Here is a 19384-nt window from a genome sequence, read left to right on the forward strand (position 1 = left end):
TATAACTTGGAATAGTTATTGCAATTTCAAAGTAGTGTCAATTTTTTGAAATTGTAGGGTTATGGGATTTAAAGCGGTATTACAACAACTTAACAAAGATAAAAAAGAGTATGCCAAAGGCGTAGGTACACCATTAATGGTACTTGCTGCGCTGGGTATGGTCATTTTACCTCTTCCTCCGTTCCTGCTTGATATATTATTTTCTTTTAATATTGCCCTTGCTTTGGTGGTGTTACTGGTAACTGTATACACCATGAAACCACTTGAGTTTGGTATGTTTCCGGCTGTGTTACTAATCGCCACTATTATGCGTTTGGCACTTAACGTTGCCAGCACCCGAGTAGTATTACTTGAGGGCCACAATGGTGGTGATGCTGCCGGTAAAGTAATTGAAGCCTTTGGCTCTGTGGTTATTGGTGGTAACTATGCAGTAGGTTTAGTGGTGTTTTTAATCTTGATCATCATAAACTTTGTGGTAATTACTAAAGGTGCTGGGCGTATTTCTGAAGTGTCGGCGCGTTTTACCCTAGACGCTATGCCGGGTAAACAAATGGCAATTGATGCTGACATGAATGCGGGTTTTATTAGCGCTGAGCAAGCCCGAGAGCGCCGCGAAGAAGTAACCCGCGAAGCCGACTTTTATGGTTCTATGGATGGTGCCAGTAAATTTGTAAAAGGCGATGCTATTGCCGGTATTGTTATATTAATTATTAATATTGTTGGTGGCTTATTTGTTGGCATGATCCAACACGATTTAAGCTTTGGCAATGCCATGGAAATTTATACCTTGCTCACCATAGGTGATGGCTTGGTTGCGCAACTCCCTTCATTATTACTCTCTATTGGTACTGCTATTGTTGTAACGCGTCAAAATGAGTCGCACAACATGGGCGATCAATTTAAGAAACAACTCGGTAACGAAAAGTCGTTATTTATTGCTTCAGGCATTTTAATTATTATGGGCTTAGTACCTGGTATGCCGCACGTAGCGTTTTTAAGCTTGGGCGCACTATTAGGTTATTTAGCTTACTACACTCAACAAAATAAATTAAAAGCGGCAGCAGCACTTGCTGAGGAAACCGCTAATGGCAGCGCAGTAGGTACAGGCATTGCCAATAAGCAAGAACAAAAAGAGTTAGGCTGGGACGATGTGCAGCAAGTTGATGTAATTGGTTTAGAGGTAGGTTACCGACTTATTCCATTGGTTGATCAATCCCAAGGTGGTGAATTGCTAAACCGTATTAAAGGCGTGCGTAAAAAGCTCTCTCAAGAATTAGGCTTTTTAGTGCCCCCGGTACATATACGCGACAACTTAGAGCTAGACCCAAATGCATACCGAATTACCTTAATGGGCGTATCAAGTGGCGAAGGCGAACTAAAACACGGCGACGAATTGGCAATTAATCCGGGGCAAGTATTTGGTCCTATAAAAGGGATTGAAACTAAAGATCCGGCTTTTGGTTTAGATGCGGTGTGGATCAAGCCTGATCAAAAAGATGAAGCGCAATCGCTTGGTTATACCGTGGTTGATTCGGCGACTGTGGTTGCCACTCATATTAGCCAATTACTCACCAATAATGCGGCGTTATTATTAGGCCACGAAGAAGTACAAAATCTATTAGATATGCTAGCAAAAAGTCACCCAAGGTTAGTAGAAGGCTTGGTGCCTGATGTATTGCCATTAACTACCATAGTTAAAGTTTTACAAAATTTATTAAACGAAGGTGTAGCTATTCGCGATATGCGCTCAATAGTACAAACCCTTGTAGAGTATGGCCCGCGTAGCCAAGATCCAGATGTTTTAACCGCTGCGGTACGTATTTCACTGCGTCGATTAATAGTTCAAGATGCAGTGGGCATGTCTTCAGAAATCCCTGTCATAACCTTGGCGCCTGAGTTGGAACAGATGTTGCATCAGTCATTACAAAATGCAGGCGACGAAGGTGCCGGAATAGAGCCAGGACTTGCAGAGCGACTTCAAGTGTCATTAAACGAAGCGCATCAAAATCAAGAAATGGCCGGTGAACCTTCAATACTGTTAACGTCAGGAATGTTACGCACTGTGTTATCTCGTTTTGTTAAGTACACCATTCCAGGATTACGAGTGATGTCTTATCAAGAGATACCAGACGAAAGGCAGATTAAGATTGTTAGCTCAGTAGGCCAACAATAAGATTTTAAAGGGGTTGAACCATGAAGATTAAACGTTTTTTTGCTAAAGATATGCGCACAGCACTTAAAGAAGTTAAAGATGAGCTAGGTGTTGATGCGGTTATTATGTCTAATAAAAAACTCGCAAACGGCGTAGAAATTGTCGCAGCGGTTGATTATGACAAAGCAGCCCCTAAAGCCGCCGCGCCACAACAAAGTGTGCCGCTGCAGCAGCGTACGGCACATTCTGTCCACTCGCACAGCATGCATAACTTTGTAAAACCAGAGCCACAGCGTGCTAGACCTGAGCCACAAGCAAAAGTAGCCGACAGCTTACAAGCATTATTAGAGCGCCAGTCGCCGCGTCCACGTTCAGCAGAATTGGCTTCAATGTTTTCGCAATCAGGTATAGATACCTCAGAGCATTATCAAGAGCCGGTCGCTAAACAACGCCCTACAAATATGTTTGCGCGTGAAGAAGCCGCGCAAGCACGCCCACAAACGCAAGCTGACAGCTTAGGTTTTGATGACCTAGACCGTGATTTTGATGAATTAGACACGCCAGTTGCGCAAACACACACGACTAAAAATACCGAAAGTGAAGCAATGAGCACAATGCGTGAAGAAATGAACGCAATTCGCCAGTTATTAGAGCACCAAGTGTCGGGTTTAATGCAGCAAGATATGGCGCGCCGTGACCCAACGCGCGCATGCATGATTGACCGCTTAGTAGGCATGGGAATCGATAAAGAAGTTGCTGAGCAAATGGCTTGTTTTGTACCTGAAGATGTTCCGCGTCAGCAGGGCTGGAAAGCGCTGTTAACTATGGTTGAAGATCAGATGCAAACCACGAATAACGAAATTTTGCGCCAAGGTGGTGTTTACGCATTAGTTGGCCCAACCGGTGTGGGTAAAACCACTACAGTGGCTAAGCTCGCGGCATTAGGTGCACAAAAATATGGTGCTGATAAAGTAGCGCTAATTACTACCGATACTTACAGAATTGGTGCTTACGAGCAGCTTGCAACATATGGCCGTATTATAGGCTGTGGGGTTAAACAAGTTAAAGATGCGAACGAACTGGCTGAAGTGTTATATCATTTACGTAACAAGCGCTTAGTACTTATAGATACCGCAGGTATGAGCCAACGTGATTTACGTTTAACTGAGCAGCTAAATACCTTAATGCGTAATCAGCGTGTGGATATTCGTAATTACTTAGTATTAAGTGCCACTGCGCAAATAAATGTGTTACAAGAAACCGTAAGACACTTTAAAAAAGTACAGTTAAGCGGTTGTATTTTCACTAAACTCGACGAATCATTAAGTTTAGGCGAGATAATTAGTATTGCGATTCAAAATCGCCTGCCAATAGGGTATCTTACTAATGGTCAACGAGTACCTGAAGATATTCGAGTTGCAAATGCAGAAAAACTAGTGAAAAAAGCTGAGCAATTATATTTAAAGAGAACAAAAGTACAACATTCACGACACCAATCAGTGGCGTCGAGCACAGTAGAGATGTATGATTAACACAGTATTAGATCAAGCAAGCGGCCTGCGTAAAATGAGCAAAAATAATAATAACGGCGTTAAGGTTATCGCCGTCACTGGCGGTAAAGGTGGCGTTGGAAAAACAAATGTATCGTTAAATACAGCGATCGCTTTAGGTCAGCAAGGCAATAGAGTGTTAGTGCTTGATGCCGATTTGGGTTTAGCCAATTGTGATGTAATGCTTGGACTACGTGTTGAGCGTAATTTATCGCATGTGTTATCTGGCGAATGTGAGCTTGATGAAATACTAGTAGAAGGCCCCGCTGGGATCAAAATAGTACCAGCGACGTCGGGTTCACAAAGTATGGTTGAGTTGTCGCCTGCAGAACATGCTGGGCTTATTCGTGCTTTTAGCGAACTCAATACTGATTTTGATATATTAGTTGTTGATACCGCTGCCGGTATATCGGATATGGTGCTGAGTTTTTCTCGCGCTGCACAAGATGTTTTGGTTGTGGTATGTGACGAGCCAACTTCAATAACCGATGCCTATGCACTGATCAAAGTATTAAGCCGCGAACATGGCGTGTATAAATTTAAAATTGTTGCCAACATGGTGCGTTCATTACGCGAAGGGCAAGAGTTATTTGCAAAGCTATCAAAGGTTACAGACCGATTTTTAGATATATCAATGGAGCTGGTTGCAACCGTTCCTTATGATGAAAATATGCGCAAAGCAACACGTCGTCAAAAAGTAATTGTTGAACTGTTTCCTAGTTCTCCAGCTGCACTTGCCTTTAAAACATTAGCAACAAGAATAACAAAGTGGCCAATACCGAACCAGCCTTCGGGTCATTTAGAATTTTTCATTGAGAAACTCGTTAACGGCTAACTATGACTACATTGGTGAATAGAGCTATGGGATATGAATCAACACAAAATTTAAATATGATTGTTGAAAAGCATGCTTCATTAGTAAAAAAAGTAGCATGTCATTTAATTGCTCGTTTACCCCCTAGTGTACAACTCGATGATTTAATTCAATCAGGAATGATAGGATTAATAGAGGCGTCAAAAAACTTTGATGCCACTAAAGGCGCTAGTTTTGAAACCTTTGCGGGTATTCGTATTCGGGGCGCTATGCTTGATGAAATGCGCCGTGGAGACTGGGCTCCTCGCTCAGTACATCGTAAAAGCCGCCAGGTTATAGAAGCTATTTCAGCATTAGAAAGCAGCCTGAATCGTGAACCTACAGACAGTGAAGTTGCCCAAAAGCTTGAAATTACACTAGAGCAATATCATCATATTTTAACCGATGTTAATTCCAGTAAAATCTTGGGAATAGAAGATTTAGGTATTGATGAGGATGTTATAACACCTGTTGGGCACGATTTAGCACTAGACAAACCCTTTAATAATGTTAAAAATGAAAGGTTTAATGAATCTTTATTAAGTGCAATTAAATCCCTACCAGAGCGAGATGCAATGGTGCTTTCGTTGTACTATAACGATGAAATGAATTTAAAAGAAATTGGACAGATACTCGATGTAAGTGAGTCGCGTGTAAGTCAGATACATGGTCAGGCGATGATTAAGCTAAAAGCAAAAATCAATGACTGGATAAATTAGAAGTAAGTAAATACAGGTTTAGGCCTCACTGGAGGATGTTTTGGATAAAAACATAAAAATTCTTGTTGTTGATGACTTTTCAACGATGAGACGTATTATTAAAAACCTATTGCGTGATTTAGGGTTTACCAATGTTTTAGAAGCAGATGATGGCTCAACTGCTTTACCTATGTTGCAAAATCAATCATTTGACTTTGTAGTAACAGATTGGAATATGCCGGGCATGCAAGGTATTGACTTGTTAAGAGCAATACGCGCAGATGACAAATTAAAGCATCTTCCGGTTTTAATGGTTACTGCAGAAGCTAAGAAAGAGCAAATTATTGCAGCAGCCCAAGCAGGTGTTAATGGTTATATTGTTAAGCCATTTACTGCGGGTACATTAAAAACTAAATTAGAAAAAGTGTTCGAACGCTTAGGTTAATAAGGGGAGAGGCTTATGTCAGCACCTGCTGCGCCTCAGATTACTTTAGAGCAAGCACGTCAGCTGGTCACTTTTTTAGAAAACGGTGAGCAACATAAAGCTGATCAGTTAATTTTAGAAACTGCCTCTCAAGAACAATCATATTTGTTTGCAGAAGTAGGTAAATTAACGCGCCAGTTGCACGAGTCTTTAAAGGGTTTTGAGCTTGACACCCGCATAACAGATTTAACCACTGATGCCATTCCGGATGCTAAAAAGCGACTTAACTATGTCATAGAAATGACAGAAAACGCCGCCAACAAAACCATGGATGCGGTTGAAGCGAGCCTGCCTTTAGCCCAGCAATTAGCTGATGATATTTCGCATATCAAGCCAACCTGGGATCGGTTAATGAGCCGCGATCTTGAACTTGGTGAATTTAAAACATTGTGTCATAGCATTGATAAATTTATGAACAGCTCGCATCTTAAAACCGATGAGTTGCAAGTATTAATGACTAATGTGTTAATGGCTCAAGATTATCAGGATTTAACCGGACAAGTAATTCGCCGTGTTATTGAGCTGGTACGCGAAGTTGAAGAAAGTTTAATTCATCTGTTAACTGCGTTTGCAGCACAAGATGAAAACGATAACCAAGAGCAACAAAAAACAGAAAACTCGATTGCCGCACAAGCATTAGCAGGCCCAGAAGGCCCTATTATTGATAAAGAATCGCGTGATGATGTTGTATCTGATCAAGACGAAGTTGATGATCTTTTATCAAGTTTGGGCTTCTAATAGGAGAGTAACTGCATGAGCTTTGAAGTCGATGAAGATATATTACAAGATTTTTTAGTTGAAGCTGGAGAAATCCTTGAGCTTTTATCTGAACAATTAGTTGAACTGGAAAATAACCCAGAAGATACTGAATTATTGAACGCTATTTTTAGAGGCTTTCACACTGTTAAAGGTGGCGCGGGCTTTTTAGCGATGTCAGAGCTGGTAGATGCCTGCCATGGCGCAGAAAACGTGTTTGACTTACTGCGCCAAAAAGTGCGAACAGTTAACTCTGAGCTAATGGATGTTATACTTCAAGCACTTGATACTATTAACGAAATGTTTGCTACGATAAAAAATCGTGAGCAACCAGAGCCTGCCGATCCCCAGTTACTCGAAATATTACATAAATTAGGTTTACCGCCCACAGAAGAAGAGCTTGGTGGTGACACTATTGCGCCAGTAATAACGCAAGATGCTAATTTAGATGATGACCCTTTTGCATTTGATGAGTTGTTTGATGCACCCAGTGCAGCAACAAACGCTACAGCAAACGATGCGCATATTGATGAAATTAGCGAAGATGAATTCGAAAACTTACTTGATGAACTTCATGGCAAAAGTAAAGGCCCTGCAATAAAAGAGTCATTAAGTAATAGCAGCGACTTAAGTGGCGATATTACCGACGATGAATTTGATAGCTTATTAGATGAGCTTCACGGGGTGGGAAGTTTTGGTGCGGTAAATAAAACTCCAAAACCTCAAGCAGCTCAAAGTCCGGCTGCTAGCACTAACGATGATGAAATAAGTGACGATGAGTTTGAAGCTTTACTAGATGAGCTACATGGCAAGGGAGCGGCGCCAAAATCTAAAGAAAGCGCGGCAACACCTGCACCTGTAAATAAAGTTACGGCTCCTAAAGCAGCTGTAGTTAAAGCCTCACCAGTAGCAGTTGATAAAGTTAAGCAGCCACAAGCGGCTGTTGTAGCAGCAAGTGCTAATACCAATACCGCTGCGCCAGTTGCTAAAAAAGCGCCGCCTGCACAAGCTGAAACAACAGTAAGGGTTGATACTAAACGCCTTGATCAAATTATGAATATGGTGGGCGAGCTTGTATTAGTACGTAATCGTTTAGTGAGTTTAGCCACCAGTTCAGAAAGTGAATCTATGAGTAAAGCAATATCTAACTTAGATGTTGTTACAGCTGATTTGCAAGGCGCGGTAATGAAAACGCGAATGCAGCCAATCAAAAAAGTATTTGGCCGTTTTCCGCGTGTTGTTCGCGACTTAGCACGTACCTTAAATAAAGATATTAATTTATTGCTGGTTGGCGAAGAAACCGATTTAGATAAAAACCTAGTTGAGGCACTGGCCGATCCATTAGTGCATTTAGTACGTAACTCGGTTGATCATGGTATAGAAATGCCAGATGATCGTGAAGCTGCGGGTAAACCGAGAACAGGTACCGTTACGCTTTCTGCTTCGCAGCAGGGGGATCATATTTTGCTTACCATTAAAGATGATGGCGCAGGTATGGATGCTGAAAAACTAAAACAAATAGCAATTAAAAAAGGTGTGCTTGATCAAGAGCAAGCAAGCCGTTTGTCTAACACCGAAGCTTACAATCTGATATTTGCGCCAGGGTTTTCTACCAAAGAAGCAATATCTGATATTTCTGGTCGTGGTGTTGGCATGGATGTGGTTAAAACTAAAATCACCCAGTTAAATGGCTCGGTTAGCATAGAGTCAGAACTAGGTGTGGGCACTATACTTGAAATTAAAGTACCGTTAACTTTGGCTATTTTACCTACCTTAATGGTGGTAGTGAGTGAGCAAACATTTGCACTACCATTAGCAGGGGTAAGTGAAATATTTAACTTAGACCTTACTAAAACGAATGTGGTTGATGGTCAGTTAACTATTATTGTTCGTAAAAAGGCAGTGCCTTTATTTTATTTAGAGCATTGGCTAGTGAAAGGTGCCGATCGTACAAGCCGTAAAGCGCAAGGGCATGTGGTTATTGTGCAAATAGGTACGCAACAAGTTGGCTTTGTGGTTGATTCGTTAATTGGTCAAGAAGAAGTGGTTATTAAGCCGTTAGACGCTTTATTACAAGGTACGCCTGGAATGGCAGGTGCCACTATTACTTCGGATGGTGGTATTGCACTTATATTAGATGTACCGAGTATGTTAAAACACTACGCAGGTAAATAATAAAGTAGACGTATACTTTATACGTCTACACAATAAAAATAAGAGAGCAAAATGGCCGTTAAAGTTTTAGTTGTTGATGATTCGAGCTTTTTTCGCCGTCGAGTGAGTGAGATTCTTGAATTAGATAGCGAGATTGAAGTAATTGGCTTTGCCGTAAATGGCCGAGATGCTGTAGAAAAAGCAGCTAGTTTACGTCCTGATATGATCACTATGGATGTAGAAATGCCGGTGTTGGATGGTATAAGTGCTGTAAAAGAAATTATGGCCAGTAACCCGACGCCAATTTTAATGTTTTCTTCGTTAACTCGCTCCGGTGCAACTGCAACTTTAGATGCACTTGATGCTGGTGCTATGGATTTTTTACCGAAAAAATTTGAAGACATTGCTCGCAATAACGAAGATGCCATTAAGCTGCTGCAAAGCAAAGTAAAAGAAATTGGCCGCCAACGTATTAGACGTGTTGCTAGCCCTAGCCCCTCCAGTATAAACAAACCTTTATTTACACCTACTTCAGCGCCAAGCGCATTAGCAGCAAGGTTTGCACAAACAAATAAAACAGCAACAACAGTAGTACAACCAGAGCGAAGCTTTAATAATTCGCCAGTAACTAGTCGCAGTGCAATAGTAACAAAGCGCACGAGTGGCAAGCACTATCAACTAGTTGCAATTGGCACATCAACCGGTGGACCTGTTGCGCTGCAAACTATATTAACTCAGCTTCCTGCTAACTTTCCGCACCCTATATTATTAATTCAGCATATGCCTGCTGCGTTTACTCCGGCTTTTGCGGCACGCTTAAATAGTTTGTGTAAAATTCAGGTAAAAGAAGCGCAGCAAGGAGATCGACTGCAAGCAGGTGTGGCTTACTTAGCACCGGGTGGCCAGCAAATGATGATTGATGGTCGTGGGGCAAGTAGAACACTACGAGTTTTTGAAGATAACAGCGAGCGCATTAGTTACAAACCAAGCGTTGATGTAACCTTCGCCAGTGCCGCTAAAGCGTATCAAGGTGATGTATTAGCTATAGTATTAACTGGTATGGGCGCAGATGGGCGTGAAGGCGCTCGTATGCTTAAACAATCAGGGGCAACCATTTGGGCACAAGATGAAAAAAGCTGTGTTGTTTATGGTATGCCACAAGCAATTGCTAATGCTGGTTTAGCGAGCGAAAGTCTGCGATTAGATGAAGTAGCAATACGTTTAAAGATAGAGGTGGGCTGTGGATAAGCTTTCCGTACTAGGTTTACTTATTGGCTTGGGCGCCATTGCTATAGGTTACTCGTTAGAGGGCGGTGTGGTATCGGCATTATTTAACGGACCTGCGTTGATCATTGTACTGGGCGGCACATTGGGTGCTGTAATGTTACAAACATCAGCCAGTACTTTTAAAAAGATGCTAGAAATTACGCACTGGGTTTTTGTATCGCCTAAATACAATATTGAAGATGCCATAGAGCAAGTAAAAGGATGGTCACATAAAGCACGTCAAGAAGGTTATTTAGCCCTTGAAAACGAAGCGCTTACCCACCCAGATGCCTATGCTGCAAAAGGGCTTGGATTATTAGTTGATGGTTGCTCAGATCAAAAACTGCGCGATACGTTAGAAATAGATTTACTGTTAGAGCGCGAACGTCTGCTAGAGGCAAGTCGTGTTTATGAAGCTATGGGCGGTTATAGTCCGACCATAGGTATTTTAGGGGCCGTGCTTGGTCTTATTCAGGCAATGTCGTTTATTACAGATCCGCAAAAGCTTGGAGCCGGTGTTGCCACTGCCTTTATAGCAACTATTTATGGCGTGGGTTTAGCTAATTTATTATTTTTACCTATGGCTAATAAGTTAAAGCAACGGGTTGAGCAAAAAATGCTTTATCACGAAATGCTTGCCGAGGGCGTAATTGCAATAAGCCAAGGCGAAAGCCCAGTAAGTATTGAATTAAAGCTTGAAGCCTATCGGGTTGACCGCCCAAATGTCGTGGTTGAGTAGCCCCTATTATGTTACGTCGTCGCTTGCGCAACACCACTACTAAAAGTCAACACACAGAACGTTGGCTGGTGTCTTATGCTGATTATATGACGATTATGTTTGCCTTTTTTGTGGTTTTGTACGCAATAGCAATTAACAAAGAAGAGAAATTTCAAGTGCTGTCCGATTCGATTGGTTATGTATTTGATAAGTCAGCCCGTCAACATTCGCAGCAAGGAACTGGGGTAAATGGCGACGCAATATTGACAGACAGAGTAACCCCAGAGCAAGAGGTGCTCTACGGCGAAAGTATTTTAAAAGAAGAACATGGGCCAAAGCTGCTGGACGGACAAAGCGATACCAGTAATATTGAGCAAAAACACCTTGGCAAACCACTCGATAGTTTGTTGGCTAAGCTGCAATCGTCATTAATAGATGAAATACGCGATGGTGAAGCAAGTTTAGAACTCAGCCAAGATTGGCTGATCATTGAGCTTAGTTCTGGCATGCTATTTTCAAGTGGCAGTAGTGTAGCGCAAGTTCGAGCTAAGCAAGTTGTTAAAATAATTAAAGATATAATTGCTCCGGTAGATAACTATATTAGAGTACGCGGCTATACTGACAACCAAACCATAGGTAATGAAATGTACAGCTCGAATTGGGAGTTGTCGGTGGCGCGTGCAACAGCCGTTTTAGTTGAGCTTGAAAGGCTAGGTATAAATTCAGCGCGAATGGCGATTGAGGGATATGGTCAATATTCTCCTTTTGCCACTAACGATACTAAGCAAGGGCGTGCTGAAAATCGCAAAGTAGTTATTGCCCTATCTAAATATGGGTTGCCACCAACAGCAGAAGTAGTAAGCGTTGAGCCGCAACAAGTAGTCGTTAAACCTGAGCCTGAAGCAGAATTACCCTCTGACGATAATACAATAAAAATAATTCGTTTACCCCATGGCGGTATTCGTATATCGACTCGAAATGAACTGTAATTAGGATGCAATGTGAAGATTTGGACTGTAGCAAATCAAAAAGGTGGAGTAGGGAAAACCACAACCGCGGTTAGCCTTGCAGGTATTTTAGCATCTCAAGGTAAGCGCGTATTATTGATTGATACCGATCCTCATGCCTCATTAACCTATTACTTTGGCATTGATTCTGAGGATTTAGAGGTTAGCGTATACGATATTTTTGTACGCGGAACTAGCATGCAAAGCGAAGAAATACTCCAAGCATTATGTCCATCTAGTATTGAAAACTTAGATATATTACCCGCCACTATGGCTATTGCTACTCTAGATAGAAGTATGGGCAATAAAACCGGCATGGGATTAATATTAAAAAAAGCGCTTGCAAAAATAAGCGAATATTACGACTATGCAATCCTCGATTGCCCCCCAGTACTTGGCGTATTAATGGTTAATGCGCTAGCTGCGAGTGAACGCATTTTAGTGCCGGTACAAACCGAGTTTTTAGCGCTAAAGGGGCTCGACAGAATGATGCGTACTATGCAGTTAATGCAAACATCTCAAGCTAAAAGCTATGAATATACTATAATTGCCACCATGTACGATAAGCGCACTAAAGCCTCGTTAGAGGCATATAAAACACTGCAAAATACTTATACTGATAAAGTGTGGCCGGGCGTTGTTCCGGTAGATACCAAATTTAGAGACGCCAGTTTAGCGCAACAAGTTCCAAGTGAATTTTGCCCACGGTCTCGCGGGGTATATGCCTACAAGGCATTGCTCGACTATTTAATAGAACAAGGTTAATCAATGAGTAAGCAATTATTTGCTAATGAAAAAGTAATGACTCAATATCTAGGCGCGTTATTGTGCGAAGACCAGCCTGTAGATAATCTTGAACCCGTTGCAAAATTACTTGAGCAGGTAACGGATAAAAAAACTGAACACCCAGATTTAGAAGCGCAGAGCACACAAAGTACGCCAGTATTTGAGCAAGTTGCGCCAGAAATTATTAAAAAGCCGATAGCGCAAGAAATCAAAGCCCTAGTCACCTCTGCTGAGCAAACACTGTCGGCCGAGCAAATATTAGCCGCACAAAGCCAAGCTGATTATTTTGACGGGCAATTTCAAGCCTTATTTTTTGAAGTGGCAGGATTAACGCTAGCTGTGCCGCTTAAAGCGTTAGGCGGTATACATGAATTAAGTGAAGTAAATCATTTATTTGGTAAACCAAAGTGGTTTAAAGGCGTTATGCTCAATAGAGATGAAAAACTTAATGTGGTTGATACCGCACGTTGGGTTATGCCAGAAAAGTATGACGAAAAGTTAGAGGCGTCACTTAACTACAAGTATTTAATTACACTAGGCGACAGTCAGTGGGGATTATTGGCAGAAAAGCTAATAAATAACATTACATTGAGTAAAGAAGATGTAAAATGGCGTACAAACCAAAGTAAGCGCCCATGGCTTGCCGGTGTTATTAAAGAAAAAATGTGCGCTTTAATAGATGTAAATAATTTAAATGCATTATTAGAGAAAGGCCTAGACAGCCGTCAGTAGTAATGACCATTACGGGGAAACAGCATGAACCAAGATAAGTTACTGTCAGCAAATAAAAATGCAGATAATAATGATGAAATACTACAGTGGGTAACGTTTAAGTTAGAAGACGAAACTTACGGTGTTAACGTAATGCAAGTGCAAGAAATATTACGCTACACTGAAATAGCCCCTGTACCTGGTGCACCTTCGTACGTGATTGGTATTATTAATTTACGTGGCAATGTGGTTACGGTTATTGATACTCGTGCCCGTTTTGGTTTAGCCGGTACGGATGCAACAGATAATTCGCGAATTTTAATTATTGAAGCTGAAGAGCAAGTTATTGGTATTTTAGCCGACAGCGTATCTGAAGTGGTTTATTTGCGCAGCTCAGAAATAGACAGTGCGCCGAATGTAGGCACAGAAGAAAGCGCTAAGTTTATTCAGGGTGTGTGTAATCGCGAAAACGAGTTACTTATTTTAGTTGATTTAAATAAGCTACTTAGTGACGACGAATGGGATGAGTTGAGCGATTTATAAGCTTTACCACTAAAAATTATGTTATTACTCAGTTTAGCAATTATAGCGTTAGCTGTTGCCCTTATAGCATTGGCGATGATCATTCTATTTAAAAGCAGCTATGCAAGTGAGTTTACCTCTCAGCTGCAGCAATTTAAAGACTCGGCTGAGCAAATTAATATTTTACGCAGTGAGGTACAAGAGTTGCGCACTGGGTTATTAAGTATTGGTAAGCGAGTACTTGAAGTTGAACAGCAAAATGAAGAGCTAACTCAACAACAAGCAGCGCAAAAGTATGACGATCCAGATGCAAAAATTTATTCTCGTGCTGTAAAGATGGTCGAACTTGGAGCTGATTTAGAAGAAGTAATTCGTGAATGCGAATTACCTAGAGCAGAAGCAGAACTGCTGTTTTCATTGCATAAACAAAAAGGCGCTTAGCGTCTTTTTTGCTTTTTAATGCTGTTAAAGCTACGCCTTAATATTTAACTTACCTTGAAAGTCTTGCCAGCCTGGCGGAAATTGCCCTCTTAATACATACGAAAATGCAATTAGCTCAGCAATTACATAATACAACTCTTTAGGTATTTCTTCCCCAAGCTCTAAGTGTGATAACGTTTTGGCTAATGCTTCATCTTGATGGATCATAATGCCTTTTTTTTCAGCCGCTGCTATTATTTCATCAGCTAATTTACCAAAGCCCTTGGTACTTACCATTGGCGAGTTTCCGGCTGCATATAAAAGCCCAATCGCAGATTTGTTGTTGGCTGAGTCACTCATTTTTTATACCTTAATATTAATAATGGCATGCGATTTATAAAAAGCTTGATGGCTTGCATCGCCTTGCTTTAAAGTAAGATCACCTACTTGCAAACCATGCTTGGCTAATTTTGATCTTAAATTATCAAGATGCGGATGAGCCATAGCGGTCACTTCTTGGCTTGATGCAAATAACTGGCAATCAAGTGCTTTATCCATTAATTCGGCAGTAATTTGTAACTGACCAAGCTGTGCATAATCAAAGTTTAACCTAACAAACCAGACATTTTTTTCTGCTAGCTTATCGCCACTGGGCTTTTTATATTGGCCTAATGTTATTTCTGTTTGCGCCGCTTCTGGCGGTAATTTCATTGGTAATAAAAAGTTTACCAAGGGGTTTGAGTCGGCTAGCTGATTAGCAGGGGTAACATTTACTTGGCCAAGGGTATTTTTAACTTGTGTTAACTCCCCCGCAAGTGCTTGCACTTGGCTTTGTTGCAGTTGCTCAAGTAATTTAGCACCAGAGTTGCCGGTTTTAAATGTGGGTAATAACACCTGCAGTAGTGCATCTAAGCCGGTTTGATTATTAATGCTAATAGGTGTAGTTGTTTGGCTAATAATAGGCGCGGCTAAAATGCTTACTGCAAGTTGCTCTAATCCCTTACTAAAACTGCTTTGCAGCGTGTCGTTTGTCAGTTGCGTTGGTTGTAATGTGGCAAGAATTTCGCGCTGTATAGTTGTTGGGTGTAAATTATTACTAGAAACCATCCGATTAAATGCCTGATTTACGAGGCGCGTTAAGTCGGCTGGTTGCTGCGATAACTGCTGTGCAATATCTGCTATTTTGCTGCTTAAAAGCGGCGTGTTATTGGGTGTGTTTATTGCGCTAGCTGCACTGAGTTGGTTTAGCAGTGGAGCGAGTAATTTAGCTTCTAAAGGATGTAATTGATTTTGCGAACTTAGTTTGCCATTGCTTGTTGTTGCAAAGAGCATGCTTGTTGGCAACTGCCATAAGCTAACACTTGATTTAATTAATTGGGTTAACTGCACTAAAGGTGGCAACTGGTTAGGTTGCTGGTTTAACTGCTCGGCGACATTTAGTTTATTAATACCAGTTGTCGTTTGATTTATAGCGGCAAAAGGTTTGTTTTCGAAGTATTTTACTGCATCACTTATACGCGTTTTTAGTTCACCAAAACTACTTTTTAACCAAGAATCAATAGGGCTGTTATTAGCCGCTATTAATGGACTAGTAGGGTTATTTAAATTGCTTGTTGATACGCTGCTTTGCTGCGCTGAAGTTAGTTGATTAAACGGTTTTGTGAACGAGTTTTTAAGTATGACAGTGGTACTGTTTATATTAGTTTGAATTAACAGTTTGTTGGCTTGGCTGCTCAAGTTTACGTTTGTTACGGTATGCGAAAGTTGGTTAAGTTGATTATTGTTTATATTAAGCTTAAATGAACCTGCTTGTTGTGCATGCGTTAAAATTGCAAATTTAGGGGTTGCTTGTAGCTGTGCATTTGGCAAATTTTGCGCAAGTAAACTTGCTAGTTTTGCTTGAGTTATGGGTTGTGTATGCACGGATTCAGCAAAGCGATTGATAACGTCTAGCTGCGCGCCTTTATTATTAGTGCTAATTATTATTTTTAATGGTTGCTCGGCGGCCAGTAGTTGCGCTACCTCTTTATTAATTGCAATGCTGGCATTAAGCTTTTCAATTACCAGCTTGGGTGTAGGCGTTAATACGACCTGCGCCGGCATAGGATTATTTTGTAACTCGCTTCCGGTATTTATATAATTTAAAAATTGCTGTAATTGCACCGGTTGATTAAGTGTAAGCCTTGTATTGTTGGGGGTAATTGTAAGTGACTTGCCCTCGTTACTGAGCTGTATGCTCGCACTGGCTATTTTGTCTAAGTTTTTTGGCGCAGTTGTAATACCAAGCCTGAGAGTTTGCCAGTGCTTATTTATTAATACATCTAGGGTAATCGATTCTTTAGAAAACTGAATGTTTTTTGCCGCAAGCATCTCGCCAGGAAGCGAGGTTAAGTTATGCTTAGGCGCATTAGAGGTTAGGTTATTAACCAATGAATTAGATAATGTAATTTGCGTAGGTGTATTCATTATTTTAAATCAAGTTTTCTTTATTTTTAGTGAATCGATTTTAAAGCAATATTCGTATTACCCTATCATTATGATAGACTAACGCCTAATTTTTGGCAGAGAGAATCGTCATCTTGTTACACATTAAGTCCGTCACCTGCATCAAGCAAGAACGTTGTTTGTTTGCGGATCTTAATTTTAGCCTTAATAGCGGCCAAATCATGCAATTAGCAGGTGCTAATGGTGCTGGTAAAACGTCTTTATTACGTATTATAGCGGGCTTTTCTATGCCTGATGAAGGCGATATTCTGTACCTTAATCAGTCGATTAAAAAGTACTATGAAGAGTACGCCAGAGACCTATTATTTATAGGCCATAAAACCGGGGTTAATGTGCAGCTCAGTGCGCTTGAAAACGTTAAACATTGGTTGGCAATTAATGGCTACACTAATGAAGGTGATTTATACCCTTTATTAAGTAAGCTTGGCTTAGTAGGCCTTGAAGATGTACCGGTTAGAACGCTCTCTGCTGGGCAGCAACGCCGTGTTGCGTTAGCTCGATTATGGTTAAGTGAAGCTAAGCTATGGATTTTAGATGAGCCATTTACAGCACTTGATAAAAGTGGTGTTGCCTTTTTACAGCAACGTTTTGTTGAGCATTTAAAAAATGGCGGAGCTATATTGCTAACCACGCATCAAGATTTAACGGCTCATTTTAGCGACCTACAAACACTCACTTTGGAGTATCGTCACTAATGACCCGACAACACTCCTATTGGTTACTTTTTAAAGCCGTGTTTAGTAAAGATGTTAAACTTGCTTTTCGTCAGCGCGCTGAAATTATCAATCCTATTTTGTTCTTTTTAATTGTTATTTCATTATTTCCGTTAGCTATTGGGCCAGAGCCCGGTCTACTGGCAAGAATGGCGCCGGGTATAATTTGGGTGGCTGCTTTGCTCTCAACTATGTTGGGGTTAGATAAGCTGTTTAGAGATGATTATAACGATGGCTCACTTGAACAACTTATTGCATCGTCGTATCCGTTATCGTTAACTGTGTTGGCTAAAGTAGCCGCGCATTGGGTGATCACTGGGCTTCCTTTAGTATTAATGACCCCACTGTTTGCACTACTATTGAATTTAGATAACACAGCATTAATGGCTACGTTACTAACGCTATTATTAGGTACGCCTTTGTTGAGCTTTATTGGCGCAATTGGGGCTGGGCTTACTGTAGGATTACAAAAAGGCGGTATTTTAATGAGTTTATTGGTGTTGCCTTTGTATATTCCGGTTTTAATTTTTGCAACGTCAGCTATCGATACCAGTACTATGTCGCTGGATTATAGTGGGCAGCTTGCCATTCTTGGCGCTATGTTAGTTATTGCTATTATTAGTGCGCCAATCGCCATATCGTCAGCATTAAAAGTGAGTGTAAGTTAATATGTGGAAGTGGTTACATCCCTATGCTAAAGCAGAGCGTGCATATAAGTTATGCAATACGTTATTGCCTTATTTTGCCGTAGTTACGGTTATTAGTATGTTAGTTGGTTGGGTATGGGGGCTTGGTTTTGCGCCTGCCGATTACCAACAAAAAGACAGCTACCGTATCATTTTTATTCATGTGCCTTCGGCTATTTTATCTATGGGTGCTTATTCATCAATGGCAATTGCTGCCATTATTGCGCTGGTTTGGCAGTTACGAAACGCTGAACTTGCAGTTATTGCAATTGCGCCTGTAGGGGCGTGCATTACTGCGATTGCACTTATAACCGGTGCTGCATGGGGTAAACCTATGTGGGGCGCTTGGTGGGTATGGGATGCGCGTTTAACCTCAGAACTTATTTTATTATTTTTATATTTGGGTGTGTTGTCTTTGTACCATGCCTTTGAAGATAAAAAGGCAGCGGGTCGTGCCGCTTCTATATTGGCTATTGTAGGGGTTATTAATTTACCTATTATTCATTACTCTGTTGAGTGGTGGAATACCCTACATCAAGGAGCCTCAATAACCAAGCTAGATACCAAAGCAATTGATCCCAGTATGTTTTGGCCATTAATGGTAAACATTTTGGCGTTTGCGGCTTTTGTTGGCACTGTTACTTTAATTCGTCTTAAAAATGAAATATTACAACGTGAAAAGCATCGCCCATGGGTGCGCCAGTTGTTAACTAAGAGGTAGTTATGCAGTTTGACTCATTTTCTGATTTTATTGCAATGGGAGGCTATGGATTTTATGTGTGGCTTTCTTTTGGTACATGCGCACTTATTTTATTAGGTATTTTATTTAGTTCACTCAGAGAGACTAAACATATTATGGCATCGGTAGAGCAACAAATAGCGCGAGAAGTTCGTATTAAAAATGCTAATCAGGAGCAAATATAATGAACCCAAGACGTAAAAAACGCCTTTTAGTTATTGTTGCAGTGCTGTTTGGTATTGGTGCCTCAATAGGCTTGGTACTGTATGCATTACAAGAAAACATTAATTTATTTTATACCCCAAGTGAGCTTGTTGACGGTAAAGGCCCCAATAAAGAAAAACCACAAATAGGCCAAAAGCTACGCATTGGTGGCATGGTTGTACCAGGTTCGGTAGAGCGCAATGAGCAAAGTTTAAAAGTAAGCTTTACTTTAGTTGATACAGGCCCAACCGTGGTAGTGCGTTATCAGGGGATTTTGCCTGACCTATTTCGCGAAGGCCAAGGCATAGTTGCACAAGGTGTACTTGTGGAGCCCAATGTAATAGAAGCATTTGAAGTACTTGCTAAGCATGATGAAGAATACATGCCTGCTGAAGTGGCAGAAGCGTTAAAAGGAATTAAACACGAGAAACCTAAATACAACCTAGATAGTGGTAATTAA

21 protein-coding genes are annotated in these 19384 nt (G+C 40.9%); 19 read left to right on the top strand and 2 right to left on the bottom strand.

All coding sequences use genetic code 11. The features are described from left to right. Positions 1-61 precede the first annotated feature (61 nt). The 14 genes from flhA to HC000_RS05150 are packed head-to-tail and all read left to right on the top strand — an operon-like array spanning position 62 to position 14098. Entirely contained in the window at positions 62-2173 is a 2112-nt protein-coding gene (flhA, locus tag HC000_RS05085) for a flagellar biosynthesis protein FlhA (RefSeq protein WP_058372793.1), read from the top strand. Between the two features lie 20 nt (positions 2174-2193). After that, on the top strand, positions 2194-3684 hold the full coding sequence (gene flhF, locus HC000_RS05090) for a flagellar biosynthesis protein FlhF (RefSeq protein ID WP_179807108.1): 1491 nt from the start codon (positions 2194-2196) through the stop codon (positions 3682-3684). After that, positions 3677-4537 carry a MinD/ParA family protein gene (locus HC000_RS05095; protein ID WP_011327501.1) on the top strand — a complete coding sequence of 287 codons (861 nt, stop codon included), beginning with the start codon at positions 3677-3679 and terminating at the stop codon, positions 4535-4537. The genes flhF and HC000_RS05095 overlap by 8 nt, the downstream gene beginning before the upstream one ends. 26 nt (positions 4538-4563) lie before the next feature. Then, complete coding sequence (locus HC000_RS05100) at positions 4564-5274, top strand: RNA polymerase sigma factor FliA (RefSeq protein WP_011327502.1); 711 nt, start codon at positions 4564-4566, stop codon at positions 5272-5274. Between the two features lie 40 nt (positions 5275-5314). Then, on the top strand, positions 5315-5698 hold the full coding sequence (cheY, locus tag HC000_RS05105; RefSeq protein WP_011327503.1) for a chemotaxis response regulator CheY: 384 nt from the start codon (positions 5315-5317) through the stop codon (positions 5696-5698). A gap of 15 nt (positions 5699-5713) precedes the next feature. Beyond that, positions 5714-6475 carry a protein phosphatase CheZ gene (locus tag HC000_RS05110; RefSeq protein WP_011327504.1) on the top strand — a complete coding sequence of 254 codons (762 nt, stop codon included), beginning with the start codon at positions 5714-5716 and terminating at the stop codon, positions 6473-6475. A 15-nt stretch (positions 6476-6490) separates the two neighbouring features. Beyond that, positions 6491-8668, top strand: a complete 2178-nt coding sequence (locus tag HC000_RS05115) for a chemotaxis protein CheA (RefSeq protein ID WP_179807109.1) — start codon at positions 6491-6493, stop codon at positions 8666-8668. A gap of 51 nt (positions 8669-8719) precedes the next feature. Next, positions 8720-9895 carry a chemotaxis response regulator protein-glutamate methylesterase gene (locus HC000_RS05120; protein ID WP_179807110.1) on the top strand — a complete coding sequence of 392 codons (1176 nt, stop codon included), beginning with the start codon at positions 8720-8722 and terminating at the stop codon, positions 9893-9895. Then, positions 9888-10652, top strand: coding sequence for a flagellar motor protein (locus HC000_RS05125; protein WP_058372798.1), 765 nt, complete (start codon positions 9888-9890; stop codon positions 10650-10652). The genes HC000_RS05120 and HC000_RS05125 overlap by 8 nt, the downstream gene beginning before the upstream one ends. 8 nt (positions 10653-10660) lie before the next feature. Then, on the top strand, positions 10661-11620 hold the full coding sequence (locus HC000_RS05130; protein ID WP_179807111.1) for a flagellar motor protein MotB: 960 nt from the start codon (positions 10661-10663) through the stop codon (positions 11618-11620). A gap of 12 nt (positions 11621-11632) precedes the next feature. Continuing rightward, a complete protein-coding gene (locus tag HC000_RS05135) occupies positions 11633-12403 on the top strand; it encodes a ParA family protein (RefSeq protein WP_011327509.1) in 771 nt (256 codons plus the stop codon). A 3-nt stretch (positions 12404-12406) separates the two neighbouring features. After that, positions 12407-13156, top strand: coding sequence for a CheW domain-containing protein (locus HC000_RS05140; RefSeq protein WP_179807112.1), 750 nt, complete (start codon positions 12407-12409; stop codon positions 13154-13156). Between the two features lie 24 nt (positions 13157-13180). Then, a complete protein-coding gene (locus tag HC000_RS05145) occupies positions 13181-13678 on the top strand; it encodes a chemotaxis protein CheW (protein ID WP_011327511.1) in 498 nt (165 codons plus the stop codon). An 18-nt stretch (positions 13679-13696) separates the two neighbouring features. Beyond that, the gene (locus HC000_RS05150; RefSeq protein WP_179807113.1) at positions 13697-14098 is read left to right on the top strand and encodes a DUF2802 domain-containing protein; all 402 of its coding nucleotides are present in this window, start codon (positions 13697-13699) and stop codon (positions 14096-14098) included. A 30-nt stretch (positions 14099-14128) separates the two neighbouring features. Here the strand turns inward: HC000_RS05150 and HC000_RS05155 are convergent, their stop codons facing one another. Together HC000_RS05155 and HC000_RS05160 are read right to left on the bottom strand one after the other, a co-directional pair. Next, positions 14129-14437, bottom strand: a complete 309-nt coding sequence (locus tag HC000_RS05155) for an EscU/YscU/HrcU family type III secretion system export apparatus switch protein (protein WP_011327513.1) — start codon at positions 14435-14437, stop codon at positions 14129-14131. Positions 14438-14440: 3 nt separating this feature from the next. Continuing rightward, a complete protein-coding gene (locus HC000_RS05160; RefSeq protein WP_179807114.1) occupies positions 14441-16543 on the bottom strand; it encodes a flagellar hook-length control protein FliK in 2103 nt (700 codons plus the stop codon). Positions 16544-16656: 113 nt separating this feature from the next. Here HC000_RS05160 and ccmA point away from each other — a divergent pair, with 113 nt between their 5' ends. Genes ccmA through ccmE form a run of 5 tightly spaced genes read left to right on the top strand, consistent with a single transcriptional unit; the run spans position 16657 to position 19384 of the window. Then, entirely contained in the window at positions 16657-17277 is a 621-nt protein-coding gene (gene ccmA, locus HC000_RS05165; protein WP_089367884.1) for a cytochrome c biogenesis heme-transporting ATPase CcmA, read from the top strand. After that, entirely contained in the window at positions 17277-17963 is a 687-nt protein-coding gene (gene ccmB, locus HC000_RS05170) for a heme exporter protein CcmB (protein WP_011327516.1), read from the top strand. The genes ccmA and ccmB overlap by 1 nt, the downstream gene beginning before the upstream one ends. Position 17964: 1 nt before the next feature. Beyond that, positions 17965-18702 carry a heme ABC transporter permease gene (locus HC000_RS05175; protein WP_011327517.1) on the top strand — a complete coding sequence of 246 codons (738 nt, stop codon included), beginning with the start codon at positions 17965-17967 and terminating at the stop codon, positions 18700-18702. A gap of 2 nt (positions 18703-18704) precedes the next feature. Further along, positions 18705-18905: a heme exporter protein CcmD gene (gene ccmD / locus HC000_RS05180; protein ID WP_179807115.1), complete on the top strand. Its 201-nt coding sequence runs from the start codon at positions 18705-18707 to the stop codon at positions 18903-18905. After that, positions 18905-19384 (top strand): cytochrome c maturation protein CcmE, encoded by a 480-nt coding sequence (ccmE, locus tag HC000_RS05185; RefSeq protein WP_011327519.1) that lies wholly within the window; start codon positions 18905-18907, stop codon positions 19382-19384. The genes ccmD and ccmE overlap by 1 nt, the downstream gene beginning before the upstream one ends.

It is taken from the genome of Pseudoalteromonas sp. MIP2626 (genome assembly GCF_013414205.1).
GTDB lineage: Bacteria > Pseudomonadota > Gammaproteobacteria > Enterobacterales > Alteromonadaceae > Pseudoalteromonas > Pseudoalteromonas nigrifaciens.